Source organism: Streptomyces sp. NPDC039736 (assembly GCF_055596485.1).
The window spans coordinates 1-25935 of sequence record NZ_JBVIUQ010000009.1 but is presented as its reverse complement, the minus strand read 5'-3'; the positions used below and the strand labels follow the sequence as shown (position 1 = coordinate 25935).

The window sequence follows — 25935 nt, the reverse complement described above, 5'->3', positions numbered from 1 at the left end:
GAACGCGTTCGGTCTGAGAGTTTTCCACAGGCCGGGCGCGGTCAGGTCCGCCTGGGCTACGGTCGTCACTGAGAGTGATGCGAACCGTACTGGGGAGGACCGTCGTGGCCGTACAGGAAATGCGGAAAGCCCGCGCCGAGGAGCACGCCGACCGCAATTCGAACCGGCTGGGGCACGGAAGTGTCACCGCCGCGCGGGCGGCCCGGGAACTGGGCCTGAAGAAACACGAGTTCGATCTCGCGGTGCAGCTCGGACGCATCCGCACCGTCGCCGACTGCGGCGGCGGACGGCGCCGGGTGGCCCGCGAAGAGCTGGACCGGCTGCTGGAGTCGGAGCGGACGGCCACCCCGCTCGGGGAACGCCTGCGCACCGCGGGCACCAGCGAGGGGGCGGCGCTGCTGGGCATCGGGAGCGCGCGCTTCACCGGGCTCGCCCGCGCCGGGTACCTGCGGCCCGTGCGCTTCTACCTCAACCGCTACCGGGCGGTCGTCTGGCTCTACCTGGTGGAGGAACTGACCGACTTCGCGGCCCGGCACCCGGAGCTGCTCCGGGGCGGCTACCCGCCCGCCATGCGCGCCGTCCTCGCCGCGGGGGAGGACCGCCGGCCGCGGAACTGGCGCAGCCGGCGGCTCGGTGAGTTCCTGTCCCGCACCGAGGACCCGTGGGAGCAGGCCGCCCTCTTCAGCTCACTGCTGGAGCCCGACCGGGTCGCCCGGGTGGTGGACACTCCGCAGGAGGCGGACCGCCTCGCCGGGCTGCGCGCCGGGCTCGTCGCGGCGGAGCCCCGCAGCCCCGCCGCCCGCGAAGCGGTGCATAAACTGCTGGTGGCCGACGATCCCGACGAGGCCGACTGGATCGTGCTGAACCTGGCGATGTCACTCGACGAGGCACGGGCGCGCGACGAGGCACGGGCCTGTGACGCGACACGGCCGGAGGAGGGGGCACGGGGCAAGGCGGAGACGCCGGTCAAGGAGGCACGGGCGGCGGCGGACCCGGTGAAAGCCTGCCGGCACACCGGGTCCCGGCTGCTGCGCGGTCTGGACCGCGTGCCGTGGCGGTGGTGGAAGGCGTCGGCGAGGAGGTGGGCCGGGGGCAGCCGGGAGCCGCGGGCACATGAGGCACACTGAGCGACGTGTCTTCTCCTCGCCGTGTCTGTCCCGTGTGCCGTCGTGAGATCGCCGTCGTCGCCGCGCGTTTCGCCCGTCACGACCCGCCGGGCGCGCGCGGTACGACGGAGCTGATCTCCTGCCCCGGTTCCCGGACCACCGCACCGCTCGGCTCGGCCGTGCAGCCGTCCCTCGACGACTACGCGGTACCGGAGTTCCCCGGTCAGCTCCCGCTGTTCTGACCGTCCAGATACGTCCAGAGCCCGTCGACGCGTACGAACCGGCTCACCTCGTGCTGGCTGCCGGCCTCGCCCTCATGGACGTAGTGCGCCCGGAACTCCACGACCCCTTCCTGGTGGAAGGCGCTGCCGCCCTCGGTGCGCAGGATCTCCAGCCCCGCCCACCGCATCGCGGGTTCCAGGTCCAGGCCGGCCGGCCGGGTCGTCGGATGCCAGGTCCGCAGGAGATAGGGCACATCGAGGACCACGAAGGCGCTGTAGCGCGAGCGCATCAGCCGCTCGGCGGTGGGGGCGGCGGCGTCACCGCGGTGGAAGCGGCCGCAGCAGTCCCGGTACGGCTCCGCGCGCCCGCACGGGCAGGGGCCGCCGCCGGGGCCGGCCGGAACGGGCGCGGACCGGGGGGAGCGGGCCGGTCCGGCAGCCGCGGAGGACGTACGGGAAGGACGGGAGCGTGAGGCCTTGGACATGTGCCCATCTTCTCCGACCCGGCCGGGGCCCGGTCCCGCACCCCGGCGCGCCCGCCCGGCAGGAGGCCGCACCGCCCCCGGCCGTGGGCTCAGAGACCCCCGCGCAGTTGCTCCCACTCCCGGCGATCGCGCTTGGTCGGACGGCCCGCACCACGGTCGCGCACACCCGCGCCCATCGCCTCGCGCGGCGGACGCGGCGCGCTCTTGTCGACATAGGCCTCGGCGGCCGGCGCGGCGCCCACACGCTTGTGGATGAGCTGGGACACGATCACGACGCGCTCCCAGCCCTCCTGCCGCACCCGCACCTCGTCGCCGATCCGCACCGACTGGGCGGGCTTGACCCGCTCGCCGTTGAGGCGCACGTGCCCGGCCCGGCAGGCCGCGGCGGCAGCCGACCGGGTCTTGGCCAGCCGCACCGACCACACCCAGCTGTCGATCCGTACCGTTCCCGTCTCCGAAGCCATGCGGCCACCCTAATACCGCAGGGCGTCGCGCAGGCCGGTCAGCGACGGCCGGACTGCTTCCCGGAAGCCGATGCGCCGCGGCCCGTCCGGGGCCGGGGGAACGCCCCGGTCCCGGCGTGCGAAAGCGGCGCCCGCGCTGCCTACTGGGAGCAGGACTGGCCGCCCCCGGTCAGCCTTCCGCCCGCCGGGAGGTCCCGCCATGTTCCGCCCCCGCCCCGCTTCCGCGGCCGTCGCCACCGCCCTGCTCGCCACCGGCCTCCTGTCCGGCGCCGCGGCGGCCGACCGCCCCGGCCCCGGTGAGGACCGCTGCGCCGTCATCCAGCACGACCTCGACGCCTACCGGCGCGGCGAGGTCCAGTACTACGCCGATCCCGAACCGGCCTGGCGGGCGGAGGCCGCCCGGCTCGGCTGCGAGATCTGCGGGCTCTGACGACGCGGGGAGGCAGCGTCAGAGCCCACAGGCCTCACCTCGGGAGCCGCAGACCGCAAGAGCAGCCGGGCTCCCGGACCGCACCCCCGGTTCAGGCCGGCAGCCGGTTGGGGTGCGACATCCGGCGCGCCGCCCGCAGCAGCCCCTGGATCTGCGGGCCCGCCTGCTCCACCCCGGTCACCGGCGTGGGGAAGGCCAGCCGTACGTCGGCGTGCGCACGCGGGTACTCCAGACGCAGCGTCAGCCCGTACCGGTCCATCGCCACCGGCATCGCCCGCGTCAGATCGGCGGTCCGGGGCGTACGCACCAGACGCAGCAGCAGCGGCACCAACTCGGCGTGCGCGTCCAGCAGATGGGTCAGCATGCCCGCCTCGCAGGTGGCCAGGGGATCCACGACCGCCTGCTCCAGCTCTTCGAGGGCGACGAACGCCCGCCCGTCCGCGTCCTCGATCACCGCCTGCCCGAACTCCATGCACGTACTGCCCTGGTGCGCCTCCGTGGCGTCGAAGGGCGCGGCGAGCAGTCCGGTGACCGTCACCCGGCAGCGCACCCGGTCCCGTACCGGAGTGGGCGCGACATCGGTGAACTCCAGCCGTACGGGGATGCGCCGGTGCCCGGGGGAGGGGGACGCCTCGTCGGTGGGCTCGTGGACGTGGACGCGGCTCATCACGCCCTCCCCGTCGAGCCTGCGGACCTCCGTGTGCACACCGTCGCTGACGACGGTCATCGAGTGGGCGGCGGCCAGGACGGACCTGGCCCGCTCGGCGTTGGTCGGCTGCTGGGCGCGGGAGGGGCGGGGCAGGCGCATGCGGGATCTCCAAGAGGCAACGGCAGGACGCCGGATCGAGCAACTTAGGTAAGCCTAACCTAATGCTCTTCCGGTGGCTGCGTCACGACGCGGACCGACCGCGTTCCGCTCCCGCGGCCTACTCGAAGCGCTCGGTGTCCCCGGCGCCGCGCCGGACGATCTCCGCCTCGCCGCCCGAGAAGTCGACGACCGTCGTCGGCACCGTTCCGCAGTCGCCGGAGTCGATCACCGCGTCCACGACGTGGTCGAGCCGCTCCTTGATCTCCCACCCCTGCGTCATCGGCTCCTCCTGGTCGGGCAGCAGCAGCGTGCTCGACACCAGCGGCTCGCCGAGCTGCGCCAGGAGCGCCTGTGCGACGACGTGGTCGGGGATGCGCACCCCCACCGTCTTCTTCTTCGGGTGCAGCAACTGGCGCGGCACCTCCTTCGTCGCGGGCAGGATGAAGGTGTAACTGCCCGGCGTCGCCGCCTTGATGGTGCGGAACACCCGGTTGTCGAGCTGCACGAACTGCCCGAGCTGCGCGAAGTCGTGGCAGACCAGGGTGAAGTGGTGCCGGTCGTCCAGGTTCCGGATGGTCCTGATCCGGTTGATGCCGTCCTTGCTGCCGAGCTGACAGCCCAGCGCGTAACAGGAGTCCGTCGGATACGCGACCAGCGCGCCCGCCCGGATGCTGTCGGCCACGCTCGCGATGGTGCGCGGCTGGGGGTTCTCGGGGTGCACGTCGAAGTACTTGGCCATCTGCCGAGTCTAGGCGATCACCGCATTCCCGCCCGGCGGCGCCCGCCCCGGCGCCGGACCCCCTTCCCGCCGCTACTCGGCGGGCAGCCCGTCCATCGTCCGCCGCATCGCCATGTTGCTCACCAGCAGCCCGCCGTCCACCGGCAGCGTCACCCCGGTGATCCACGACGCGTCCGCCGAGGCCAGGAAAGCGACCGCCGCCGCGACGTCCTCCGGCTCCCCGAGCCGCCCCAGCGGATAGTGCGCGGGCAGTGCGTCCAGCGGCGTCTCCCGCCCCTCCCAGGCCCTCGTGCGGACGGTTCCGGGCTCCACGACGTTGACGCGCACCCCGCGCGGCGCGCACTGCACGGCCAGCGTGCGCGTGAGGGAGGCCAGGCCCGCCTTGGCCGCGCTGTAGGCGTGGTTGCCGAAGTGCCGCTCGGCGTTGACCGAGCCGATGTTGACGACCGCGCCGCGCCCGTCGGCCGCCGCCAGGTGCGGCAGGGCGGCGCGCACGCAGCGGAACGCGCCGTGCAGGCTCACCTCGAAGTCCTCGTACCAGGGGCCGTCCGGCATCTCCTCGAAGAGCGCGGGTTCCGCATGACAGGCGTACGCGTTGTTGACCAGCACGTCCAGCCGCCCGAAGGCCTCGACGGCGGCCTCGACCGCCGCCTCCGCCGCCGTCCGGTCGACGACGTCGCACGCCCGTGCCAGTGCCGACCCGCCCTCCGTGCGGATCGCCGCGGCCACCCGCCCGGCGCGCGCCTCGTCCCGGTCGGTGACGAGCACCCCGGCCCCTTCCCTCGCGAACCGCCGCGCGGTCGCCTCCCCGATGCCCTGGCCCGCGCCGGTGATGAGTACGCCGTGTCCGCCGAAACGTGTCATGCCCGAAACCGTAGGCACGCGGCCCGCCCCGGCGAGCCGTTTTGCGCAGAAACTCGTACACCCGTCCGAAGTTGGCCGTGTCACACCGAACGGCTTTGCATGGGCATGCATCTTTATGCATACTCTTCCTATGTCTAAGGTCCTCACCTCCCTCCCCGCCGGCGAGCGCGTCGGCATCGCCTTCTCCGGTGGTCTCGACACCTCCGTCGCGGTCGCCTGGATGCGCGACAAGGGTGCCGTCCCGTGCACCTACACCGCCGACATCGGCCAGTACGACGAGCCCGACATCGCCTCGGTGCCCGGCCGCGCCCAGGCCTACGGCGCCGAGCTGGCCCGCCTGGTCGACTGCCGCGCCGCACTGGTCGAGGAGGGCCTGGCCGCACTCGCCTGCGGCGCGTTCCACATCCGCTCCGGCGGCCGCGCCTACTTCAACACCACCCCGCTGGGCCGCGCCGTGACCGGCACCCTGCTGGTGCGGGCGATGCTGGAGGACGACGTCCAGATCTGGGGCGACGGCTCCACCTACAAGGGCAACGACATCGAGCGGTTCTACCGCTACGGCCTGCTCGCCAACCCCCACCTGCGGATCTACAAGCCCTGGCTCGACGCCGACTTCGTCACCGAGCTCGGCGGCCGCAAGGAGATGTCGGAGTGGCTCCTCGCCCACGACCTGCCCTACCGGGACTCCACCGAGAAGGCGTACTCCACGGACGCCAACATCTGGGGCGCCACCCACGAGGCCAAGATCCTGGAGCACCTCGACACGGGCGTCGAGACCGTCGACCCCATCATGGGCGTCCGGTTCTGGGACCCCTCCGTCGAGATCGCCGCCGAGGACGTGACGATCGGCTTCCGGCAGGGCCGCCCGGTCACGATCAACGGCAAGGAGTTCGCCTCCGCCGTCGACCTCGTCATGGAGGCCAACGCCATCGGCGGCCGCCACGGCATGGGCATGTCCGACCAGATCGAGAACCGGATCATCGAGGCCAAGAGCCGCGGCATCTACGAGGCCCCCGGCATGGCCCTACTGCACGCGGCCTACGAACGCCTCGTCAACGCCATCCACAACGAGGACACCCTCGCCCAGTACCACAACGAGGGCCGGCGGCTCGGCCGCCTCATGTACGAGGGCCGCTGGCTGGACCCGCAGGCGCTGATGGTCCGCGAGTCCCTTCAGCGCTGGGTCGGCGCGGCCGTCACCGGCGAGGTGACGCTGCGGCTGCGGCGCGGCGAGGACTACTCGATCCTCGACACCACCGGCCCGGCCTTCTCGTACCACCCGGACAAGCTGTCCATGGAGCGCACCGAGGACTCGGCCTTCGGACCGGTCGACCGGATCGGCCAGCTCACCATGCGCAACCTCGACATCGCCGACTCGCGCGCCAAGCTGGAGCAGTACGCGGGCCTCGGCCTGATCGGCTCCTCCGACCCGGCGATCGGCGCGGCCCAGGCCGCCTCGACCGGTCTGATCGGCTCGTCGATGCCGGACATGCCGGAGGGCGGGGCGCAGGCCATCGCCTCGCGCGGCGAGGTCTCCGCCGAGGACGAGGCGCTGGACCGCGCCGCCATGGAGTTCGGCACGGACTGATCCTGCCCGCCCCGGCCGTGAGGCCCCGTCGGACGCGCACGCCGTCCGGCGGGGCCTCACGGCGTGACGCGGTGCGGCAAGCGCCTCCGTACGGGCCCCCGGACAAGTGCCACGGCCGCGCGGGACTACGGGGGACTACAGGGACTACAGGGCTATGGCGAGGGACGCCGGACGCGCATCCGCTCGTACGCGTACACGCACCCGGCCAGCGCCAGGTCCGACAGCAGCATGAAACCGATCGAGTACGAGTCCTTGGCGCTGTAGATCGCGCCCATCAGCAACGGCGGCAGGAACCCGCCGAGCCCGCCCATCGCCCCGACGATGCCCGTCACACTGCCCACCTGGGCCTGCGGAGTCACCTGCGCCACCAGCGCGAAGACGCTGCCGCCCGCCGCCCCGAGCCCCGCCGCCATCGACAGCAGCGCGATCGTTCCCAGCGGCCCGAGCGCCGGGTCGAAGGCCTGCACGACGGCGAACACCGCCACCGCCGCCAGCGCGCCCGCCGTCACCGCGGCCGGGTGGAAGCGGTCCGACAACCGCCCGCCGATCGGCCGGAAGACCACCGTGACCAGGGCGAACCCGGCGGCCTTGGTGCCCGCGTCGGTCGGCGACAGCTCGTACCAGGTCTTCAGATACGTCGGCAGGTACACGCCGAACGCGACCACACCGCCGAACCCGATCGCGTACAGCGCCGACAGCTCCCACGTCACCCGCAGTCTGCCCGCCCGCCCCAGCCGGGAGGCGAGCGAGGCCGTCGGCACCGTGCGGTCCGGCGGGTCCGTGAGCAGCACGGCCGCCAGCACGGCGAAGACGGCGAGCGCCACGGCCACCACCACGAAGGGCAGATTCTCCCCGTGTGCCGCGATCCGCGGCGTGAAGTACCCGGACAGCGCCACCCCGCCCGTGCCCATGCCGAACACGCCCAGCGCGAACCCCCTGCGGGAGGGCGGGAACCATGAGTTGACCAGCGGAACCCCGATCGCGAACGTCGTTCCGCCCAGCCCCAGCAGGAACCCGACCAACAGCAGCATGAGATAGCTGTCCCGCGCCGGAATCAGCAGCAGCACCGGCACGATCGTCAGCGCGGACACCAGCGGGAACATCAGCTTCGCGCCGAACCTGTCGGTCAGCGCGCCCGCCGGGATGCGCCCCACCGACCCCACCAGCACCGGCACCGCCACCAGCAGCGACTGCTGGAACGAACTGAGCCCCAGCCGGTCCCGGTAGTCGGCCGCCAGCGGAGCGATCAGGTCCCACGCCCAGAAGGTGAGCGTGAACCCCAGCGTGGCCACGAGCAGATTCCGGTACGCGGCGGCCGGGGGCCGGACGGCCGCGGGCTCGGGTGCATGGTCCATCCCTCCAGTGAAGGAGCCGCGGGGCCCGCGGTCGCGGGGGAGTGGGCCGTACGCGGTACCCGGGCCCGCGTCCCTACCCCGGGGCGACCTCCTCGGCGGCCTCCAGCGCCAGGTCCAGGTGTACAGTCCGGTCCTCCCCGGAGTGGGTGGCCGCCGCCGCACGCGGAGCGTGACCGGGGGCCCTCGCCGCGAGGATGTACGAGCCCGGCGCCGGGACCGCGAGCACGTACCGGCCCGCCGCGTCGGTCACGGCGGTCCCGGCCCGGCGTCCGCCCCGGTCGAGCAGGGTCACCCGGGCGCGGGCGACGGGTGCGCCCTGCGCACCCACGACCCTGCCCCGGAAGGCCGCGAGGGCCTCCTCGGCCCGCGCGAGGACCGCGTCCTGCTCGCTGCCGGCCCGCAACTGCCCGGCCGGCCCGCGACGGCCGGGCAGGAACAGCGCGAGCAGCACACCGGCGACGACCGCACCGGCCGCGATCAGGAACGAGAGGCGGAAGCCGTGCAGGGTGGGCACCGCCACCCCGCCCACGTGGTCGGCCGTGTCGGCCAGCACCATGCCGATGACCGCCGACGACACCGAGGTGCCGATCGACCGCATCAGGGTGTTGAGCCCGTTGGCCGCGCCCGTCTCGGACGGGTCGACCGCCCCGATGATGAGCGCGGGCAGCGAGGAGTAGGCGAGCCCGATGCCCGCGCCGACGACCACCGAGACGACGACGGTCTGCCAGGCGGCGCTCATCAGGCCGAGCCCGGCCCCGTACCCGATCGCGATGACCAGCAGCCCGAGGATCAGCGTGACCTTCGGCCCGAACCGCGCCGAGAGACGGGCGTACACGGGGGCGGTGAACATCATCGTCAGGCCGAGCGGGGCCACGCACAGCCCCGCCACGACCATCGACTGGCCGAGCCCGTGCCCGGTCGCGGACGGAAGCTGGAGGAGCTGGGGCAGCACCAGCGAGATCGCGTAGAAGGCGACACCGACCATGACCGAGGCGAGGTTGGTGAGCAGCACCTCGCGCCGGGCGGAGGTGCGCAGGTCGACCAGCGGGGCCTTCAGCCGCAGCTCCAGCACGCCCCACCCGAGAAGCACCAGGAGGGCCGCGCCGAACAGGCCCAGCGTGGTGCCGCTGCCCCAGCCCCAGTCGCTGCCCTTGGTGAGGGGCAGCAGGAGCAGGACCAGGCCCAGCGTGAGGCCGAGGGCCCCGGGCACGTCGAAGCTGCCCCGGGCGCGCAGCGGACTCTCCGGGACGACGAGGAGCGTCAGCAGGATCGACAGGACGCCGAGCCCGGCCGCGCCGAAGAACAGCGCGTGCCAGTTCGCGTGCTGGGCGACGAGGGCGGCGACCGGCAGCGCGAGCCCGCCGCCCACGCCGATGGAGGAGGACATCAGCGCCATGGCCGAGCCCAGCTTCTCCGGGGGCAGCATGTCGCGCATCAGTCCGATGCCGAGCGGAATGGCGCCCATGGCGAAGCCCTGGAGCACCCGGCCCGCGATCATCACCAGCAACTGATCGGTGAGACCGCAGATCAGCGACCCCACCACCATGACCGCCAGGCTGGTGACCAGCATCCTGCGCTTGCCCGCGAGATCGCCGAGCCGGCCCATGACCGGCGTGGCCACGGCGCCGGCCAGCAGGGTCGCCGTCATGACCCAGGTGGCGTTCGAGGGGGAGGTGCCGAGGAGCGCGGGCAGGTCCTTGATCACCGGTACGAGCAGGGTCTGCATGACCGCGACGACGATTCCGGCGAAGGCGAGGACAGGGACGACGCCGCCCGTCCGGCGAGTGGAAGTCGTCGGCTGTGGCATGGGAAGGGGCCTCCGGGGAGCGGTCTCGGGCGGGAACGGGCAGCAGGCCGGGGGCCGGCCAGGAGTCGCCGACAGGGTACGTGCCACTCGAACCTGTTTCCTGGGGCGACTATTCCGAGGATTCCCCTGCGACCGCGTCCTTGACCGTCCGTTGACCGCGCACCGTGGCCGGCCGCCCCGGGAGCCTGCCGCACTGCCCCGAAATGCCGTCCTTGTCCTGATGATGATTTGATCGTTCCAGGCCCCGGGGCACCCCACCGGGGCGCTCGCACCCGAAAGGACGGCAGACCATGCAGGGACAGCACGCCATCACCGTGGAGGGCCTGGAAACCCGCCCCCTCACCGAGGACGCGGTCCCCGCCTGGACGGAACTCCACGAAGCCGTCGAACGCACCGACCGCACCGGCGAACACGTCGGCGCCGCCGAACTCGCCGAAGCCCTCGACGACCCCAAACTCGACCTCCGGCAGGACAGCCTCGCCCTCTGGGAGGGGCCGCGCATGGTCGCGTACGCCCTCCTGCACACCCCGCACGGCGCGGTCGACGCGGCACGCTTCGGCGCGGACGCCGCGGTGCACCCCGACTGGCGCAGGCGCTCCATCGGCACCCGGCTCGTCACCTGGCTCCACGACCGCGCGCGGGAACGGTACGCGGCCGACGCGGAACTCTCCGCCCTGAACGGCGAACTCCTCCTCGGCGGCACAGCGCGGGACGAGGGACTGCGCAAGCTGGCCGCCGCGTGCGGCTTCACACCCGTCCGCTGGTGGTTCTTCATGAAGCACCCGCTCCAGGACCTCCAGGAGCCGCGCCCCGCCCCCGAGGGCACCCGCATCGTCCCGTACGACACCGCGTACGACGAAGGCGCCCGGCTCGCGCACAACGACGCCTTCCGCGACCACTGGGACTTCGCCCGCCTCGACGCCGCCGACTGGAAGACCTGGGTGACCGGCGTCAGCGCCTTCCGGCCCGCCCTGTCCCGGCTGCTGGTCGCGGGCGACGAGGTCGTGGCCTACCTCCTGGCGGAGGAGAACGAGGCGGACACCAGGGCGACCGGCAGCCGCGACTGCCACGTCGGCTACCTCGGTACGCGCAGGGCCTGGCGCGGCCGGGGCGCGGCCCCCGCCCTGCTCGCCGACCTGCTGCGCGCGGCCGCCGACGCCGGGTACGAGACAGCCTCGCTCACGGTCGACACCGCGAACCCCAGCGGCGCGCTCGGCTTCTACGAACAGACCGGATTCGTGGCCGACCGCGAGTCCGTGACGTACGCGCGACCCCTCTGAGGGCGGCGCGCGCATCCCCAATGGATCACCGGGTACGAGGTCGGGCACCTTGGCTCACCGAACGGTCGTGGAGGCGGACGCATGGCAGACAACCTGCTGGAAGAGGACCTGTACCGATTCGAGGAACTCCTCGACGACACGGAGCGCGAGACCCTCCACCGGGTCCGCGAGTTCCTGCGCGACGAGGTCGCCCCGCACGCCGACACCTGGTGGGGCAAGGCGTCCTTCCCCCACCACCTGATCCCGCGCTACGGCGAGCTCGGCATTGCGGGCATGGCCTACGAGGAATGCACGGACACCCCCGCCAGCAGCCTCCTCAACGGCTTCGTCGCGCTGGAGATGGCCCGCGTCGACGCCTCCCTGGCCACCTTCTACGGAGTGCACTCCGGCCTCGCCATGGGCAGCATCGCCCGCTGCGGCTCCCCGGAGCAGCGCGAGCGCTGGCTCCCCGCGATGGGCCGCATGGAGAAGGTCGGCGCGTTCGCCCTCACCGAACCGCAGGGCGGTTCCGACGTCGCGCTGGGCCTGCGCACCACCGCCCGCCGCGAGGGCGACACCTGGGTCCTCAACGGCCAGAAGCGATGGATCGGCAACGCCACCTTCGCCGACCTCGTGGTCGTCTGGGCCCGCGAGGAGGGCGAGGACGGCGGCGTCCGGGGCTTCGTCGTCGACACCGCCACCCCCGGCTTCCGCGCCACCCTCATCGAGAACAAGATCGCCCTGCGCACCGTCGAGAACGCCGACATCGTCCTCACCGACTGCCGCGTTCCCGAGGAGAACCGCCTCCAGGAGGCGAACGGCTTCCGCGACACCGCCGACGTCCTGCGCCACACCCGCAGCGGCGTCGCCTGGGAAGCCGTCGGGGTGATGCTCGCCGCCTACCGCATCGCCCTCGACTACACCCGCGAACGCGAGCAGTTCGGCGGCCCCGTCGCCCGCTTCCAGCTCGTGCAGGACCTCCTGGTGCGCATGCTCAGCGACGCCACCTCCTGCCTCGGCATGGTGGTACGGCTCGCCCAGCTGGAGGACGCGGGCACCTTCCGCGACGAACACTCCGCCATGGCCAAGGCGCACTGCACGACCCGGATGCGCGAAGTCGTCGGCTGGGGCCGCGAACTCCTCGCGGGCAACGGCATCGTCCTCGACTACGGCATCGGCCGCTTCGTCGCCGACGCCGAGGCCCTCTACTCGTACGAAGGCACCCGGGAGATCAACACCCTGATCACGGGGCGCGCGGTGACCGGCCTCGGCGCGTTCGTCTGAAACCCGCGCGGCCGGCCCGGGCCCCCGCCCCCGGCTCGGCCACGACCCCGGCCGCCGGGGGAGTGGCGCCGGGGGCGCGGGCCGCCGCCCGGACGGCCCCCGGCGCTCCCGCCGACGCCCGGACCCTCCCGGCCGGCCTGTTCAACGCGCGCACAGCTCCGCGAAGCGCCGGGCGTCGATGTTCCCACCGGACACGATCACGCCCACCCGGTCCGGCAGGTCCCCGATCCGCCCCGCCAGCAGCGCGGCGAGCCCGGTCGCCCCGCTCGGCTCCACGACGATCTTCAGCCGCTCGAAGGCGAACCGCATCGCCTCCCGGATCTCGTCGTCCGTCACCAGCACCACCTCGTCCACCAACTGCCGGTTGACCGCGAAGGTCAGCTCGCCCGGACTCTGGATCGCCTGCCCGTCGGCGATGGTGCGCGGCACCGGCACCGTGACCCGCCGTCCCGCCTCCAGCGACCGCTTGGTGTCGTCCCCCGCCTCCGGCTCGACCCCGACCACCCGGGTGTTCCGGTACAGCCCCTTGACCACCGTGGAACTCCCCGCGATGAGGCCGCCGCCGCCCACCGGGGACACCAGCGCCCCGAGTTCGCCGCTCTCCTCGACCAGCTCCAGCGCGACCGTGCCCTGACCGGCCATGACGTGCGGATGGTCGTACGGCGGGACGAGCGCCAGCCCGCGTTCCGCCGCCAGGGTGCTGCCGAGCGCGATCCGGTCACCCGCGTACCTGTCGTACGTGACGACCTCCGCCCCGTACCCGACAGTCGCCTCCACCTTCGACCTCGGGGCGTCCTCGGGCATGAGGATCACCGCGCTCGTCCCGAGCTCCCGGGCCGCCAGCGCGACGGCCTGCGCGTGGTTGCCGGACGAGAAGGCCGCCACCCCCTTGGCGAGCTGTCCGGGAGAGAGCCGGGAGATCGCGTTGTACGCACCACGGATCTTGAAGGCGCCGATCCGCTGGAAGTTCTCGCACTTCAGGTGCACCTGGGCGCCGACCAGCTCGTCCAGCGTGCGCGAACGCAGCACGGGAGTGCGGTGCACGGCACCCTTCAGCCGGGCGGCGGCGTCGCGTACGTCGTCCAGAGTGATGGGGAGGGTCATCTGTGTCCTTCGCTCGGGAGCTCGATGAGGGGCGTCTTCCGGTACGTCACAGTGGTGCGCCGGTACAACGTCCTTGCCCCGCAGCGGTGTTCCCGGAGGGCGGGGAGGGACGAGCGACCGGGAAGCCCGCTGCGTCCCTCCCGCGGCATGCCGTCGGGGAGGGCGCCCGCGCACATGCCGCCGCGCACGCCGACCCACCGGTGCGTCCGCTCCCCGGCCCGGTGGCGCTTCGCCGCTGCCGGGCGGGGAAGGGATGCCCTCGTGGTTCCTGACCGCACGACGCCAGGGGTGCTCATGGGGAAGTTCGTCGCCGCCTCAGGACCGCACGCGTGGGAACCGGCAGCCCTGAGCGAGCGGGACTGGCTGATCCACCTGCCCGACGCCCGTCCCGCGACGGTCCCCACTGCCCCACCGGCCCCCACGTGCCTGCCACCCGGCCCGGCCGCCCGCCTGCTCGCCGCCCTGCGCGAGGGGCCGGGATTCGCCGTGCTGCGCGGCCTGCGGCTGGACGGGCTCGACGACCAGGCCTGCGCGCAACTCGGCCGACGGATCGCCGCGCTGGCGGGCACCCCGCGCCCCCACGAATCCGCCGCACCCGGGGACCACCTGCTCAGCACCGCCCACCTCGCCACGGTCCCGCCGCCGGCCGCCCCCACGGGCCCCGCGGACACCCAGGACCCCATGCCCGAAGTCCCGGCACTCGCCCCCCACACCGACCGTGCCGGTCCGCCCGGCCCCCCGCACTTCCTCGCCCTGCTGTGCGTGCGGCCCGCGCCGACCGGCGGCGCCTCACTGCTGATCAGCGCCGCCACCGTGCACGACAGGCTCACGGCCCGTCCCCCCGGCCAACTGGCCGCGTTGTACGCGGACTTCCACTTCGGCGCGGAACCCGGCCTCGCACGCACCGGCCCCGTCTTCGCCCGCCACGACGGCCGGCTCGCCGTCCACTACAACAGGCACCAGATCGAACGCGGCCACCACGCGGCGGGCGTCCCGCTCGGCGAGGCCCGGACCCGCGCCCTCGACGCCTTCGACGGCGTGCTCGCCGGCCAGGACCTCGCCCTCCGGGTGCCCCTTCGCCGCGGTGACCTCCTCCTGCTCGACAACACCGCCGTACTGCACGGCCGTACCGCTTTCACCGACCACCCCGACCCGCCGCGCCGACGCTGCCTGACCCGGTCCTGGGCGGACTGACCGCCGTTCCCGGGGGCATCCCGCCGGACTCCGCCGAAGCGATCCGGAGCCGAGGGGGAAGTCCGCTTCGACGTGGCCGAATCACGTCGTCCCCAAGGCAAACATTCCGCGGGCGCGATCATCGTATCGAGTTAATGTCACCGGATTTCGCGGGCCGAAGGGCCGCACCCATGGCTACTGTTCCACGGTGTCCGGGCCGATTCCCCGGCCTTTGACCCCCCTTTCACCCCTTTGCCCGCCGGGCGGGCGTACCCCACCGGCACCCCACCGAGTCGACCTGCCCAAGGAGAAGCCGCCCGATGAGCGTGGAAACGAGCCCCGAACGGCACGTGGAGACACCCCAGCAGGCCCTGAGCACCGGTGCCGCCCGCAATCTCGCCACCACCACCAAGTCCGCCCCGCAGATGCAGGAGATCACCTCCCGCTGGCTGCTGCGGATGCTCCCCTGGGTGGAGACCAAGGGCGGGGCGTACCGGGTGAACCGCCGCCTGACGTACACCGTCGGCGACGGGCGCGTCGAATTCGTCCAGGACGGCGCCCACGTGCGCGTCATCCCCCGCGAACTCGGCGAACTCGCCCTGCTGCGCGGCTTCGACGACGAGGACGTCCTGACCGCGCTCGCCGACCGCTGCGAGCAGCGCGACTTCCGCGCGGGCGAGACGCTCGTCGAACGGGGCGCCCCCGCCGACCGGCTCCACCTCATCGCCCACGGCCGCATCAGCAAGAAGGCCGCCGGCAAGTACGGCGACGAGCAGGAACTGGCCGTACTCGCCGACGGCGAACGCTTCGGCGACCAGGCCCTCCTGGACTCCGATGCCCGGTGGGAGTACACCGCCACCGCCGAGACCGCCGGCACCCTGCTCACCCTGACCCGCGACGCCTTCGAGTCCGTGCGTGCCTCCGCTCCCGCCCTGCACACGCACATCGAACGGATCCGGTCGCTGCCGCGCCAGCGCCAGAACCACAAGGGCGAGGCCGAGATCGCCCTGTCCGCCGGCCACACCGGCGAACACGCACTGCCCGGCGCGTTCGCCGACTACGAGGCCCGGCCCCGCGAGTACGAACTCTCCGTCGCGCAGACCGTCCTGCGCGTCCACTCCCGCGTCGCCGACCTCTACAACGGCCCCTTCCACCAGACCTCCGAGCAACTGCGGCTCACCGTGCACGCGCTGCGGGAGCGCCAGGAGTACGAGCTCATCAACAACCGGGAGTTCGGACTCCTGCACAACGCCGACTTCAAGCAGCGCATCCAGCCCCGCACCGGCCCGCCCACCCCCGACGACCTGGACGAACTCCTGTGCCGCCGACGGGGGTCCAAGTTCTACCTCGCCCACCCCAGGACGATCGCGGCGATCGGCCGCGAGTGGAACGCCCACGGCCTCTGCCCGGACCAGGTCGACCTCGGCGGAGAGCCGGTGCGGGCCTGGCGCGGCGTGCCGATCCTGCCCTGCGACAAGATCCCGATCGCCGACGACAACACCAGCTCCATCCTCATCATGCGCACCGGCGAGGACGACCAGGGCGTCATCGGCCTCCACCAGACCGGCCTGCCCGACGAGTACGAACCGGGCCTCTCCGTCCGCTTCATGGGCATCAACGAACAGGCCCTGCTCTCCTACCTGGTCACCACCTACTACTCGGCCGCCGTCCTCGTCCCGGACGCCCTCGGCGTGCTGGAGAACGTCCAGATCGGCCACTGGCGCACCTGACCGGCTCCCCGGCCCGCCCCGCCCCCCGCCCCCTCGGACAAGGAGCCCCATGCCCGTGCCCGACCCGACCCCCGCGCAGCCGAACGTGCCCGAGGCCGCCGCGCACCCCGGGGTGCACGTCCTCGCCGAAGCGGCGGCCCGCGCCCTCGGCCTCGCGACCGCGGCCACCGGGGGCCCTGCGCTCGTACCCTCCCTGCCGCGGTCACCCGCGACGCCCGCGGCCCCCGACGCCGCCACACCTCCGCCGCCCACCCCGCACCTCCCGCACGGCCCCAGCGGCCTCGGCACCTCCGGCCTGCGCCTGACCACCGCGACCGCTCCGGCCCCACCGCCCCCGGCACAGCCCGCCGGCCGCCCCATTCCCGGCCTCTATTTCCATCCGGTGCCCGAGCCCGATCCCGTACGCGTGGCCGAGGTCAGCCGCCGGATCAAGGACTGGGCGATGGACGAGATCGACCTCTACCCCGACGACTGGGAGGAGGAGTTCGACGGCTTCTCCGTCGCCGGTTACATGGTCGGCTGCCACCCGGACGCCCCCACCGTCGACCACCTGATGCTCGCCACCCGCCTGATGGTCGCCGAGAACGCCGTCGACGACTGCTACTGCGAGGACCACGGCGGCTCGCCCGTGGGCCTCGGCGAACGCCTGCTTCTGGCGCACACCGCCCTCGACCCCCTGCACACGACCACGGAGTACGCGGGTGGCTGGGCCCGGTCCCTGCACGCGGACGCCCCCCGCCGCGCCTACCGCTCCGCCATGGAGCACTTCGCCAAGGCGGCCACCGCCTCCCAGGCCGACCGGCTCCGCCACGACATGGCCCGCCTCCACCTGGGCTACCTCGCCGAAGCCGCCTGGGCCCTGGAGGAACGAGTACCGGAGGTGTGGGAGTACCTGGCGATGCGCCAGTTCAACAACTTCCGCCCTTGCCCCACCATCACCGACACCGTCGGCGGCTACGAACTCCCCGCCGACCTGCACGCCCAGCCCGCCATGCAGCGCGTCATCGCGCTCGCGGGCAACGCCACCACGATTGTCAACGACCTCTACTCGTACACGAAGGAACTCGACGCCCCCGGCATCCACCTGAACCTGCCGGTGGTCCTCGCCGAACGGGAGGACCTCTCCGAACGCGACGCCTACCTCAAGGCCGTCGAGGTCCACAACGACCTCATGCACACCTTCGAGTCCGAGGCCGCCGCCCTGACCGCCGCCTGCCCCGTACCGAGCGTGCAGCGCTTCCTGCGCGGCGTCGCCGCCTGGGTCGACGGCAACCACCGCTGGCACTGCACCAACACCTACCGCTACACCCTGCCCGACTTCTGGTGACGGGCCCGCACCCGCCACCGCGCAGCGAGCGGCACCGCACAGCACATCGAGCCGCACCACTCACCGAACAGAAACGGAATCATCTGTGACCAGCACGACCTCCGCCTTCGTCCCCGCCCCCGCCACCCCCTACCAGGGCGACATCGCCCGCTACTGGGACGGCGAGGCCCGGCCCGTCAACCTGCGCCTCGGCGACGTCGACGGCCTGTACCACCACCACTACGGCATCGGCGAGGTCGACCACACGGCGCTGGGCGACCCCCAGGACAGCGAGGCCGAGAAGAAGCTCGTCGCCGAGCTGCACCGCCTCGAATCCGCCCAGGCCGAACTCCTCCTGGACCACCTCGGCGACATCGGCCGCGACGACACCCTCATCGACGCCGGCTGCGGCCGCGGCGGCACCAGCGTCATGGCCCACCAGCGCTTCGGCTGCACGGTCGAGGGCGTCACCCTCTCCGCCAAGCAGGCCGAATTCGGCAACCGGCGCGCCCAGGAACTCGGCATCGACGACCACGTCCGCGCCCAGGTCTGCAACATGCTCACCATGCCCTTCGAAACCGGGCAGGCCCAGGGCTCCTGGAACAACGAGTCCAGCATGTACGTCGACCTGCACGACCTCTTCGCCGAGCACTCCCGCGTCCTCGCGGTCGGCGGCCGCTACGTCACCATCACCGGCTGCTGGAACCCCCGCTACGGCCAGCCCTCCAAGTGGGTCTCGCAGATCAACGCCCACTTCGAGTGCAACATCCACTCCCGCCGCGAATACCTGCGCGCCATGGCCGACAACCGTCTCGTCCCGCAGGCCGTCATCGACCTCACCCCCGACACGCTGCCCTACTGGAAGCTCCGGGCCACGTCGTCCCTGGTCACGGGCATCGAGGACGCGTTCGTCAACGCGTACGAGGACGGCTCCTTCCAGTACGTCCTGATCGCCGCCGACCGCGTCTGACCCCGCCCCGCCCCCGGGGCCCGCTCCAGGCGGCCCCGGGGATCACCGGCGCTGGAACGCCGCCCGGTACTCCCGCGGCCGCCGCCCCGTGTACCGGGCGAAGACGGAACTGAACGTGCCGGCGTCGCGGTAGCCGACATCGGCGGCGACGCGCGCGACGCTCCGGTCGGTGCTCTCCAGCAACCGCCGCGCCCGCTGCACCCGGGCCGCCTGCAAGTACGCCAGCGGCGACTCACTGGCCTCGTCACCGAATCGCCGCAGCAGGGTGCGCGTACTGACGTGGAACTCCCGGGCCAGCGCGGGCAGGTCGTACCGGACGTCGAGATGCTGATCCAGCCACCGCTTGACGCCGAGCGAGAACTCCAGGCCGGGCGTCGGCAGCAGCGCCGCGTCGACGTACGGGGCCTGCGTGGACCGTGCGTCGTCCACCAGTGCGACGCGCGCGGTACTCCGGGCGACGCCGGGGCCGAGATGCGTGCGCACGAGCTGGAGCGCGAAGTCGTACATCGCGCTGAAACCCGCGGTCGTCGTCACCCCCCGGTCGGTCACCACCAGCCTCTCCGGACACATCCGCACCTCGGGATACCGACGGGCGAGCCGGTCCGCGAACAGCCACGATGTCGTCGCCTCCCGCCCGTTCAGCAACCCGGCCTCGGCCAGCAGGAAAGCCCCCACGCAGATCGACACGACCGCCGTATCGGCCGCCGCCCGCTCCCGGATGACCGCCGTCTCCGGCCCGAGCCGCCCCAGCGCCGCGTCGAGATCGAGCGCCGGCGACAGCTCGAAACCCGGCACGACCAGTACGTCCACCGGCCGCACCGCCGCCACGTCGAGCCTCGTGCCACCGGACGCGGTCACCCGCCGCCGCGGCGAGAGGACCGTTACGTCGAACGCCGCCTCCCCGACGGCACTGACGTGCCCGGCCATCGTCAGCACATCCGGCACCCCGTACACCTCGGACGCGAAACAACCCGGATGGGCCAGCACACCGATCCGCAACGCACCCATGCTCCCCCTCCCGCCACCGGTGTGGCGAGATTACCGGGAAGCCTGGCGATGCCGCCGCTTCCCCGCACCGGCCACCGGCACGCACCATCACTCCCATGCCCCTGACACGCGGACAGCACGACCCCCTGGACGACTTCACGCGGAGAACCGTTTCCGTCGACGGGACGGAGAAGACCGTGTACGTCGCCGGTTCCGGACCGGCGGTCGTCCTCATGCCCGAGATGCCCGGCATCAGCCCCGACGTCGCCCGCTTCGCCCGCTGGATCCGGGACGCGGGCTTCACCGTCCACCTGCCCTCCCTCTTCGGCGTCGACGGCGCCTACCCCCTGGCCGAGGCCCGCCGCACCGTGGTCGCCCGCGCCTGCGTCAGCGCTGAGTTCCGCGCCTTCGCCGGCGGCGGCACCAGCCCCGTCACCGCCTGGCTGCGGGGCCTCGCCCGCCTGGCACACGCCGAGTGCGGCGGTCCGGGAGTCGGCGCCGTCGGCCTGTGCTTCACCGGCAACTTCGCCCTGACCATGGCCCTCGAACCCGCCGTCATCGCCCCCGTCGTCAACCACCCCTCCCTCCCGCTCGACGACCCCGGCGCCCTCGAACTCAGCGACGAGGACGCCGCAGCCGTCGCCGCCCGCGTCGAACGGGACGGCCTCACCGTCCTCGCCTACCGCTTCGAGAACGACGCCTGGTGCACGGGCCGACGCTTCGCCGCCTACCAGAAGCTGCTGGGCGACGCCTTCGACGGCCGCGTGCTTGCGGCCGAGACGGCGAACCCCGACCCCCCACCCTTCTTCCGCGACGTCGTCGGCTGCGCCCACAGCGTCGTCACGGCCCACTTCGTCGACGAGGAGGGCCACCCCACCGTCCGCGCCCGGGACGAGATCCTGGCCCACCTGGCGGAACGGCTGAAGCCGCACGTCCAGTAAGGGGAAGCGTGCGCACACGCGACCGGGAAGGGCATCCGTAGTCCATGATCAGCGACGACCACGGGCGTGGCGGCTCCCGCCCGGCCGCAGTGCTTGAATAGACCAGTCGTTCCTGGTCTGCGAGGAGAAGTGCTGTGCCCCTGGTGTCTGTCGTCATGCCCGTCTACAACTCGGCAGCCACTCTCGGCGCGGCCGTCCGGTCGGTGCTCACCCAGACCCACACCGACCTGGAGCTGCTGGTCACCGACGACCGGTCCACCGACGCCTCCATGGAACTGCTGCGCGAGTTCGCCGCGCAGGACGAACGCGTCCTGCCGCGGACCGCACCCGAACAGGGCGGCGCCGGCCGGGCCCGCAACCTCGCGATGGAGCGGGCCCGCGGGGACTACATCGCCTTCCTCGACAGTGACGACATGTGGCTCCCGGAGAAGACCGAGAAGCAGCTCGCCTTCGCCCAGGAGGGCACCGCCCCGCTGACGTTCACCTCCTACTTCAAGATGGACGCCTCCTACCCCGGCGAGAGCACCGACTGGATTCCGAACGGACGGGTGATCCAGGCGCGGGCCCACGTCACCTACCGCGACATGCTGGTCCAGGACCACATCGGCGCCCTCACCGCCATGTACGACCGCAACGCCCTCGGCACGAGGCTGATGCCGCAGATGCGCAAGCGCCAGGACTACGCGCTGTGGCTGAGCATCATGCGCGACGGCGCCGACGCCCGGGGCCTCGCCGAACCCCTGGCCGTCTACCGGGCCCAGCAGGCGGGCTCGCTGTCCTCCAACAAGCTCTCCCTCGTGCAGTACAACTGGGCCCTCTACCGGGAGCACGAGCACCTGTCCGTCCCGCGGGCGACGCGGGCGCTGGCCGGCGCGGTCTGGCAGTCGGTACGCAACTCCCGCATCTGACCAGACCGGCCCGCGAGCAGCATCCCCGGAAAGCCCGGGGCCGAGGGACGAAGCCGCCCCGGCCCCCGGGCATCCCCTCTCCTACGCCTGGAGCGCCGGCGTCGGGGACAGCCGGGAGGTCCGGCCCGCCGGATGGAGCCCGGCCACCGTCCCGATCACCAGCGTCGCGCCGAAACTACCGCCCACCACCCAGGGCAGCCCGGCGACGTACGCGTACCCGCCCGTCGCCGCCACGCCCAGGGTCGCGCCCGCCACCCCGCCGAGGCCCGAGAGCATCAGGGATTCGGCCACAATTACTGGGGACCTTTTCGAGCTGCCTCCCATACCGGGCGGCTGCCCGCCGCACGAACCCGTTCGAAGCTGTAGGCCACAGCTGTCGGCCGGCCCGGAGCGGTCTCGTGGCCGTAGGCCGGGCCTGCGACGGCGTGCACACCGCGATTGGACGCGCCGGTGCCGACACCGCTTTCAGGCTGCGGCGGGCAGTGCCGCAGGCCGCAAGACGGCGTCGTCGGGAAGAACGCCCCGGTTGTGGGCGGCCAGGGCTGCAAGCAGAGCGGTCGCACTGTCGCACGGGCAGGAGCCAGGAGCTTGCCGACGGAGGAATTCCTTCAGGTCGAAGAATTCGGCCGGGAGTCCCGGGCCTCGGTGACCCCGTCCGCGACCACCAGTAGGCACGCCCCGGGCGGGATCGTGCAGGAAACCGCCTGAGGTGCCCTGCCAGGTATGTGGGCGAACACGCCTGGCAGTGCTCCCGGTGGCAGGACGACCTCGCCATCCCCTCGGCGGACAGGAACGAGGGCGTACACAGCTGCAGTCGACCGTGTCGAGCCGTCCGTCGGGTGCTGTCTCGACGATGAGGACGCTGGCGAAACAGTGATCCTCGGTCTCCGTACCGCGGTGTGCGGCGCGAGGAGCCCGTACAGGTACAGCGTTGCCGCGTCATACCCAACCGGCCCGAGGTCGTGTCCCCCCAGGTCGAGGAGAACAGGCCCGTCCATGGTGAGGTTCGCGAAGTGCAGGTCCCCGTGAACTGTCGCGGTCAGACGGTGGGGCCGCGTGGTTCCGGCCGGGCAGCTTCGGACGATGCTCCGCCAGGTAGCTGATCGTCGACTTGATCGGCCCGCCCCTGCTCCTCGCATTCATAGGCCTGCACGATGGCCGCAGACCATCGACGTGCCGCCGACCAGGTGGGAAAAGCGCCGACACCGGGACGCAAGGCCAAGGAAAAGGTGCGTCTCAGTATGTCCTGTTCTACGCAGAGAACTTTTCCTTTAGCCGCATAGCCGCACCAGAATTTTTCCTCCGGGTTGGTGCCGACTGCTTCATACCCGTCCTGGAGATGCCCGCCGGGCTCCTGTCCGGCATCTACGACCCCATCGGGCCGGGGAAGCTGCTGTTCGCGTTCTTCGCGGCGATGGCGGAGACCGAGCGGGAGAGCATCCGCCGGTCAACGCTGGAAGGCCTCGACACCGAGGTCCGTAAGGCACGCACGGTGGCCCGGTTCGGGCCCGCTGATCCGCCCGACACCTACTGAACGTCAGGAATGCCCATGCACCCCAGCCGTCGCGCCCTGCTCACCACCGCCGCCCTCACCACCCCCGCTACGCTCCTCACCATCGGCACGGCTGCCAGGGCCGCCGTGGCGCAGCGTCCGCGTGCTCTGGCCGGCCCTGGGGAACCACTCGTCTACGGAGTCATCGGTGACAGCATCACCGGCCGTGGCAGCTTTGCCTCCAGCGCCGACCTGGCATGGACTTCTCTGTTGCAGGCCCGCCTGTCGAAGACCTGGCAGGTCACCCGCGTCAACGGCGTCACCTCACGGGACGGCCAGGGCCTGACCTGCCTGGCGACCGTGGACACCGTGCCTTTCGGATGCGATCTGGTCGTCGTGGGCCTCGGCACCAACGACTGCCGCGAGCGACGGGACAACAGATACGTCTACACACCCAAAGACACCCGTAGCGCCGCCCGGGCACTTTTCACCGCAGTCGCGGCCGCCAGCCCCGGCGCGGTCGTCGTCGGTCTCGGCGTCTGGGGCGACCGCACGCTCCTCTGGAGCCCGGAGGACTGCCCCCGCCCGGTCTCCAGGGTCGCGTACTGGGACGAGCTCCTCGCGGAGTGCTGGGCCGAGAACGGTGGGATCTTCGTCCCGTGCGCCGATCTCTATGACGTCCCCGCCCATCGGCTTCCGGCAGGGCAACCGGCCTTCGGTGGCTACACCACCGATGGCTTCCACCCCAACGACGCCGGACACCAGGCCCTCTATCAGCGGGTCGCTGGCCTGCTGCGTCTCCCCTGAAGGCTAGCGTCCTGCGGAAGCCCTCTTCGGCCGATGCCTTCACCAGGGTGCTTTGCAGGGCGGCGAGTCAGGCCCTGCGGACTTCGGCCGAACGGCCCTCAGTACCCAGAAGCTGGGCGACTTGGAGCTGAGTGTCGGTGATGTCCACGCACACGACCTGGTAGGGGGCGTAGATTCCCCGGTTGATGGCTTCTGAGAGCGTCAAAGTGAACGCCCGGCGGCCGAAGGGGCCCTTGGGGTTGTTGTCCATGCTCGCGGCCAGCTCACCCGGTGCGCCGGCCTCGTCATTGTCTCCGAGCTGCCAGAGCCGGGGTGTGGCTGTCATGTAGAGGCGGCGCAGGGAGGGGATCTTCTGGTTGTCGTGGACGACGGCCCAGGGCTTTCCGATCCGGCCCGAGACGCGGTGGGCCTCGTCCACGACGATTAGGTCCCAGGCCGGAAGGCCCCTGGCGTGTGCCCGCTCCAGTGTGCCGAGTCCGAGGCTGGCGTACGTGGCGTAGACAGTGACCTTGTCCAGACCCCGCGTCCACTCCACCAGCTCGTCCATGTCCGTGGTGTTGGGGAGGGACACTTCTTCACCCCGCAGGGAGGACACTCCGATTATCGGTTTCCTGCGGCCTCCTTTGCGCCATGTGGCCTCGGTCTGGGTGAGCAGGTCCACCGAGGGCACGAGCGCCAGTACCCGGTCGGGTGTGGAGCTCTTCGGCGCTTTTTCCAGATCCGGTCGCCATGATGACCTGGGCCTGGGTCCGGAGTTCTTGCTCGGGTACAAGTGAGCCTGTAGGAGATTCGAGAGCACGCAATACGGCATTCACGGCTTCCCGCTGGTGGGCACGTAGTTCCCTGACTGCCATTGCGATGTCCCCCTTCTCCTTCGGCCGCGGGAGTCCCTGCACCCGGCCCGGGGCTCACATACAGGCCCATGGACACCGCCCAGTAGGACTACAGCGAAGCCGCCCGCACACGAGATCCCGCACTTCTTTTCTCGGACAGGGCACCGGCCCGAGATGCCTGCCGCTCGAACCCTGGCAGGCACCTCATTCCAGAGCCTATCTGAAGAAAAAAATGAATCAGATTACAGACGACTCAACACGCACGTCATGGGTACGCGGATACGAATACTGTCCACCACCGTATCGGAGACGCCATGAACCAGAAGGCTGAAGACCAGCAGGGAAACCGGTTCTGCAAGGCATGCGGCACACCTGCAGAAGACGGGAAGCTATGCGAGCACTGCGGCAGCGTCCTGGGCCTGCCGGACAACGCAGGGCTGGTTGGAGACCAGGGTGTAGCTGCACGAAGGGTCTTTGAAGGAGACGGCAGGCAGCGACCCTGACCAGAACGAAAAGAATCCGGGCCGCGAGGTGCTTCTGCCAGCCCTAGCAGCTGGGACCGGCAGAAGCACCCCTACGCGCCCGGTAGACGCAACACATCAAGGGCACACGGATGAACATGGCACCGAAGACCGAACACTCTTTGTCCCTGCGGGCCGCACGACAACTGCGCCGGACCTGCGGTTTCTACCAAGCAGGAGCCCTGCTGTGGGCGGCCATCGCGCTCTGGACGGGGTCGACTCATCCCGGGAGCCGACAGATGTGGGTCTCCCTGTTCCTCGTGGTGGTCTTCACCGGCCTGCTCACTACCGCCTCCTGGTGGCTGCATCGCGTCCAAAAAGCCTCGCCACGCACCCCGGCACACCACGCCGCACCCCGGCGGGCCGCCACCCCCGACCACGTACACGCTTGAACTCCGCTTCCCGGCCTGCGTGAGCACACCGGGCCCAGCCCGAGGAGAGGATGTGCCGGGAGGGAGCGCAGCGGACCCTGCACGGCTCCCTCCGAGCAGAACTCGAAGGGAGCCGTGCAACACGCCCGCCCCTCTCACCGCTGCCCGAGCCGCAGATCCATGGGTGGGCCGCGCGGAGCGTGGCACGCCTGCCCCGCGGGGGAGTTGGTGGGCTACCAGCGGGTGGCTGGAGCGAAGCGGAGGCCACGGGTCGGCCGGAGGGCGACCGCCGGGGCGCGGAGCGGCCCGGTTTCCCTGGGCTCCCGGCGCGGAGCGGAGGGAGCCGCCCGGCTATACCGGGCTGGCAGGGCGCGGAGCGCAC

General features: G+C 72.0%; 25 protein-coding genes and 1 pseudogene. 14 read left to right on the top strand and 12 right to left on the bottom strand.

The window, feature by feature from the left end:
• Positions 1-104: 104 nt before the first annotated feature.
• Both ACZ56L_RS26440 and ACZ56L_RS26435 read left to right on the top strand, forming a co-directional pair.
• The gene (locus ACZ56L_RS26440; RefSeq protein WP_471066752.1) at positions 105-1127 is read left to right on the top strand and encodes a DUF6397 family protein; all 1023 of its coding nucleotides are present in this window, start codon (positions 105-107) and stop codon (positions 1125-1127) included.
• A 5-nt stretch (positions 1128-1132) separates the two neighbouring features.
• Complete coding sequence (locus ACZ56L_RS26435; RefSeq protein ID WP_471066750.1) at positions 1133-1348, top strand: hypothetical protein; 216 nt, start codon at positions 1133-1135, stop codon at positions 1346-1348.
• Here ACZ56L_RS26435 and ACZ56L_RS26430 read toward each other — a convergent pair.
• Complete coding sequence (locus tag ACZ56L_RS26430) at positions 1330-1812, bottom strand: YchJ family protein (RefSeq protein WP_471066748.1); 483 nt, start codon at positions 1810-1812, stop codon at positions 1330-1332. The two genes, ACZ56L_RS26435 and ACZ56L_RS26430, sit on opposite strands and share 19 nt — an antisense overlap.
• 89 nt (positions 1813-1901) lie before the next feature.
• Entirely contained in the window at positions 1902-2276 is a 375-nt protein-coding gene (locus ACZ56L_RS26425; protein ID WP_471066746.1) for an RNA-binding S4 domain-containing protein, read from the bottom strand.
• A gap of 199 nt (positions 2277-2475) precedes the next feature.
• Here ACZ56L_RS26425 and ACZ56L_RS26420 point away from each other — a divergent pair, with 199 nt between their 5' ends.
• Positions 2476-2706: a hypothetical protein gene (locus ACZ56L_RS26420; protein WP_401761701.1), complete on the top strand. Its 231-nt coding sequence runs from the start codon at positions 2476-2478 to the stop codon at positions 2704-2706.
• A gap of 91 nt (positions 2707-2797) precedes the next feature.
• Here ACZ56L_RS26420 and ACZ56L_RS26415 read toward each other — a convergent pair whose 3' ends face one another.
• The 3 genes from ACZ56L_RS26415 to ACZ56L_RS26405 form a co-directional block, all read right to left on the bottom strand.
• Positions 2798-3514: a DUF2470 domain-containing protein gene (locus tag ACZ56L_RS26415; protein ID WP_471066744.1), complete on the bottom strand. Its 717-nt coding sequence runs from the start codon at positions 3512-3514 to the stop codon at positions 2798-2800.
• 118 nt (positions 3515-3632) lie between these two features.
• The gene (locus ACZ56L_RS26410) at positions 3633-4253 is read right to left on the bottom strand and encodes an L-threonylcarbamoyladenylate synthase (protein WP_345226254.1); all 621 of its coding nucleotides are present in this window, start codon (positions 4251-4253) and stop codon (positions 3633-3635) included.
• A 72-nt stretch (positions 4254-4325) separates the two neighbouring features.
• Positions 4326-5117, bottom strand: a complete 792-nt coding sequence (locus tag ACZ56L_RS26405) for an SDR family NAD(P)-dependent oxidoreductase (RefSeq protein WP_471066742.1) — start codon at positions 5115-5117, stop codon at positions 4326-4328.
• A gap of 130 nt (positions 5118-5247) precedes the next feature.
• On the opposite strand from ACZ56L_RS26405, the gene argG reads away from it, so the two are divergent.
• On the top strand, positions 5248-6705 hold the full coding sequence (argG, locus tag ACZ56L_RS26400) for an argininosuccinate synthase (RefSeq protein WP_345226259.1): 1458 nt from the start codon (positions 5248-5250) through the stop codon (positions 6703-6705).
• Positions 6706-6857: 152 nt separating this feature from the next.
• Here the strand turns inward: argG and ACZ56L_RS26395 are convergent, their stop codons facing one another.
• Together ACZ56L_RS26395 and ACZ56L_RS26390 are read right to left on the bottom strand one after the other, a co-directional pair.
• Positions 6858-8060, bottom strand: coding sequence for an MFS transporter (locus ACZ56L_RS26395; RefSeq protein WP_471066740.1), 1203 nt, complete (start codon positions 8058-8060; stop codon positions 6858-6860).
• Between the two features lie 73 nt (positions 8061-8133).
• Positions 8134-9867, bottom strand: a complete 1734-nt coding sequence (locus ACZ56L_RS26390; protein WP_471066738.1) for an MFS transporter — start codon at positions 9865-9867, stop codon at positions 8134-8136.
• Positions 9868-10157: 290 nt separating this feature from the next.
• Between ACZ56L_RS26390 and ACZ56L_RS26385 the strand changes: the two genes are divergently transcribed.
• Positions 10158-11147 carry a GNAT family N-acetyltransferase gene (locus tag ACZ56L_RS26385; RefSeq protein ID WP_471066736.1) on the top strand — a complete coding sequence of 330 codons (990 nt, stop codon included), beginning with the start codon at positions 10158-10160 and terminating at the stop codon, positions 11145-11147.
• An 81-nt stretch (positions 11148-11228) separates the two neighbouring features.
• Entirely contained in the window at positions 11229-12410 is a 1182-nt protein-coding gene (locus ACZ56L_RS26380) for an acyl-CoA dehydrogenase family protein (protein WP_345226268.1), read from the top strand.
• Positions 12411-12551: 141 nt separating this feature from the next.
• Here ACZ56L_RS26380 and ACZ56L_RS26375 read toward each other — a convergent pair whose 3' ends face one another.
• Positions 12552-13514 (bottom strand): pyridoxal-phosphate dependent enzyme, encoded by a 963-nt coding sequence (locus tag ACZ56L_RS26375; RefSeq protein WP_468692051.1) that lies wholly within the window; start codon positions 13512-13514, stop codon positions 12552-12554.
• Between the two features lie 294 nt (positions 13515-13808).
• On the opposite strand from ACZ56L_RS26375, the gene ACZ56L_RS26370 reads away from it, so the two are divergent.
• From ACZ56L_RS26370 to ACZ56L_RS26355, 4 genes are all read left to right on the top strand, one after another.
• Positions 13809-14708, top strand: coding sequence for a TauD/TfdA family dioxygenase (locus ACZ56L_RS26370; protein WP_471066734.1), 900 nt, complete (start codon positions 13809-13811; stop codon positions 14706-14708).
• A gap of 299 nt (positions 14709-15007) precedes the next feature.
• Positions 15008-16417, top strand: coding sequence for a family 2B encapsulin nanocompartment shell protein (locus ACZ56L_RS26365; protein WP_471066732.1), 1410 nt, complete (start codon positions 15008-15010; stop codon positions 16415-16417).
• A 49-nt stretch (positions 16418-16466) separates the two neighbouring features.
• Complete coding sequence (locus tag ACZ56L_RS26360) at positions 16467-17744, top strand: family 2 encapsulin nanocompartment cargo protein terpene cyclase (protein ID WP_471066730.1); 1278 nt, start codon at positions 16467-16469, stop codon at positions 17742-17744.
• Positions 17745-17829: 85 nt separating this feature from the next.
• The gene (locus tag ACZ56L_RS26355) at positions 17830-18693 is read left to right on the top strand and encodes a geranyl diphosphate 2-C-methyltransferase (RefSeq protein ID WP_380837542.1); all 864 of its coding nucleotides are present in this window, start codon (positions 17830-17832) and stop codon (positions 18691-18693) included.
• 42 nt (positions 18694-18735) lie between these two features.
• Here ACZ56L_RS26355 and ACZ56L_RS26350 read toward each other — a convergent pair whose 3' ends face one another.
• On the bottom strand, positions 18736-19701 hold the full coding sequence (locus ACZ56L_RS26350; RefSeq protein WP_471066728.1) for a GlxA family transcriptional regulator: 966 nt from the start codon (positions 19699-19701) through the stop codon (positions 18736-18738).
• 95 nt (positions 19702-19796) lie between these two features.
• On the opposite strand from ACZ56L_RS26350, the gene ACZ56L_RS26345 reads away from it, so the two are divergent.
• Together ACZ56L_RS26345 and ACZ56L_RS26340 are read left to right on the top strand one after the other, a co-directional pair.
• Entirely contained in the window at positions 19797-20621 is an 825-nt protein-coding gene (locus ACZ56L_RS26345) for a dienelactone hydrolase family protein (RefSeq protein ID WP_471066726.1), read from the top strand.
• A 134-nt stretch (positions 20622-20755) separates the two neighbouring features.
• Positions 20756-21529, top strand: coding sequence for a glycosyltransferase family 2 protein (locus ACZ56L_RS26340; RefSeq protein ID WP_380837550.1), 774 nt, complete (start codon positions 20756-20758; stop codon positions 21527-21529).
• An 81-nt stretch (positions 21530-21610) separates the two neighbouring features.
• On the opposite strand, the pseudogene ACZ56L_RS26335 reads toward ACZ56L_RS26340, so the two are convergent.
• Together ACZ56L_RS26335 and ACZ56L_RS26330 are read right to left on the bottom strand one after the other, a co-directional pair.
• Positions 21611-21820: pseudogene (locus ACZ56L_RS26335) on the bottom strand (ABC transporter permease); the annotation flags it as partial.
• 317 nt (positions 21821-22137) lie between these two features.
• Positions 22138-22668, bottom strand: coding sequence for a phosphotransferase (locus ACZ56L_RS26330; protein ID WP_471066724.1), 531 nt, complete (start codon positions 22666-22668; stop codon positions 22138-22140).
• A 200-nt stretch (positions 22669-22868) separates the two neighbouring features.
• Between ACZ56L_RS26330 and ACZ56L_RS26325 the strand changes: the two genes are divergently transcribed.
• Together ACZ56L_RS26325 and ACZ56L_RS26320 are read left to right on the top strand one after the other, a co-directional pair.
• Positions 22869-23063 carry a recombinase family protein gene (locus ACZ56L_RS26325; RefSeq protein WP_401761723.1) on the top strand — a complete coding sequence of 65 codons (195 nt, stop codon included), beginning with the start codon at positions 22869-22871 and terminating at the stop codon, positions 23061-23063.
• A 15-nt stretch (positions 23064-23078) separates the two neighbouring features.
• Entirely contained in the window at positions 23079-23828 is a 750-nt protein-coding gene (locus ACZ56L_RS26320) for an SGNH/GDSL hydrolase family protein (protein ID WP_471066722.1), read from the top strand.
• Between the two features lie 67 nt (positions 23829-23895).
• Here the strand turns inward: ACZ56L_RS26320 and ACZ56L_RS26315 are convergent, their stop codons facing one another.
• Positions 23896-24639 (bottom strand): DEAD/DEAH box helicase family protein, encoded by a 744-nt coding sequence (locus tag ACZ56L_RS26315; RefSeq protein WP_471066720.1) that lies wholly within the window; start codon positions 24637-24639, stop codon positions 23896-23898.
• Positions 24640-25935 lie beyond the last annotated feature (1296 nt).

Excerpts from the sequence above, each read along its gene's own strand:
- ACZ56L_RS26430 (WP_471066748.1), bottom strand. The coding sequence starts at position 1,812 with ATGTCCAAGGCCTCACGCTCCCGTCCTTCCCGTACGTCCTCCGCGGCT.
- ACZ56L_RS26425 (WP_471066746.1), bottom strand. The coding sequence starts at position 2,276 with ATGGCTTCGGAGACGGGAACGGTACGGATCGACAGCTGGGTGTGGTCG.
- ACZ56L_RS26420 (WP_401761701.1), top strand. The coding sequence starts at position 2,476 with ATGTTCCGCCCCCGCCCCGCTTCCGCGGCCGTCGCCACCGCCCTGCTC.
- ACZ56L_RS26415 (WP_471066744.1), bottom strand. The coding sequence starts at position 3,514 with ATGCGCCTGCCCCGCCCCTCCCGCGCCCAGCAGCCGACCAACGCCGAG.
- ACZ56L_RS26410 (WP_345226254.1), bottom strand. The coding sequence starts at position 4,253 with ATGGCCAAGTACTTCGACGTGCACCCCGAGAACCCCCAGCCGCGCACC.
- ACZ56L_RS26405 (WP_471066742.1), bottom strand. The coding sequence starts at position 5,117 with ATGACACGTTTCGGCGGACACGGCGTACTCATCACCGGCGCGGGCCAG.
- argG (WP_345226259.1), top strand. The coding sequence starts at position 5,248 with ATGTCTAAGGTCCTCACCTCCCTCCCCGCCGGCGAGCGCGTCGGCATC.
- ACZ56L_RS26395 (WP_471066740.1), bottom strand. The coding sequence starts at position 8,060 with ATGGACCATGCACCCGAGCCCGCGGCCGTCCGGCCCCCGGCCGCCGCG.
- ACZ56L_RS26390 (WP_471066738.1), bottom strand. The coding sequence starts at position 9,867 with ATGCCACAGCCGACGACTTCCACTCGCCGGACGGGCGGCGTCGTCCCT.
- ACZ56L_RS26385 (WP_471066736.1), top strand. The coding sequence starts at position 10,158 with ATGCAGGGACAGCACGCCATCACCGTGGAGGGCCTGGAAACCCGCCCC.
- ACZ56L_RS26380 (WP_345226268.1), top strand. The coding sequence starts at position 11,229 with ATGGCAGACAACCTGCTGGAAGAGGACCTGTACCGATTCGAGGAACTC.
- ACZ56L_RS26375 (WP_468692051.1), bottom strand. The coding sequence starts at position 13,514 with ATGACCCTCCCCATCACTCTGGACGACGTACGCGACGCCGCCGCCCGG.
- ACZ56L_RS26370 (WP_471066734.1), top strand. The coding sequence starts at position 13,809 with ATGGGGAAGTTCGTCGCCGCCTCAGGACCGCACGCGTGGGAACCGGCA.
- ACZ56L_RS26365 (WP_471066732.1), top strand. The coding sequence starts at position 15,008 with ATGAGCGTGGAAACGAGCCCCGAACGGCACGTGGAGACACCCCAGCAG.
- ACZ56L_RS26360 (WP_471066730.1), top strand. The coding sequence starts at position 16,467 with ATGCCCGTGCCCGACCCGACCCCCGCGCAGCCGAACGTGCCCGAGGCC.
- ACZ56L_RS26350 (WP_471066728.1), bottom strand. The coding sequence starts at position 19,701 with ATGGGTGCGTTGCGGATCGGTGTGCTGGCCCATCCGGGTTGTTTCGCG.
- ACZ56L_RS26345 (WP_471066726.1), top strand. The coding sequence starts at position 19,797 with ATGCCCCTGACACGCGGACAGCACGACCCCCTGGACGACTTCACGCGG.
- ACZ56L_RS26330 (WP_471066724.1), bottom strand. The coding sequence starts at position 22,668 with ATGCGAGGAGCAGGGGCGGGCCGATCAAGTCGACGATCAGCTACCTGG.
- ACZ56L_RS26325 (WP_401761723.1), top strand. The coding sequence starts at position 22,869 with ATGCCCGCCGGGCTCCTGTCCGGCATCTACGACCCCATCGGGCCGGGG.
- ACZ56L_RS26320 (WP_471066722.1), top strand. The coding sequence starts at position 23,079 with ATGCACCCCAGCCGTCGCGCCCTGCTCACCACCGCCGCCCTCACCACC.
- ACZ56L_RS26315 (WP_471066720.1), bottom strand. The coding sequence starts at position 24,639 with ATGCCGTATTGCGTGCTCTCGAATCTCCTACAGGCTCACTTGTACCCG.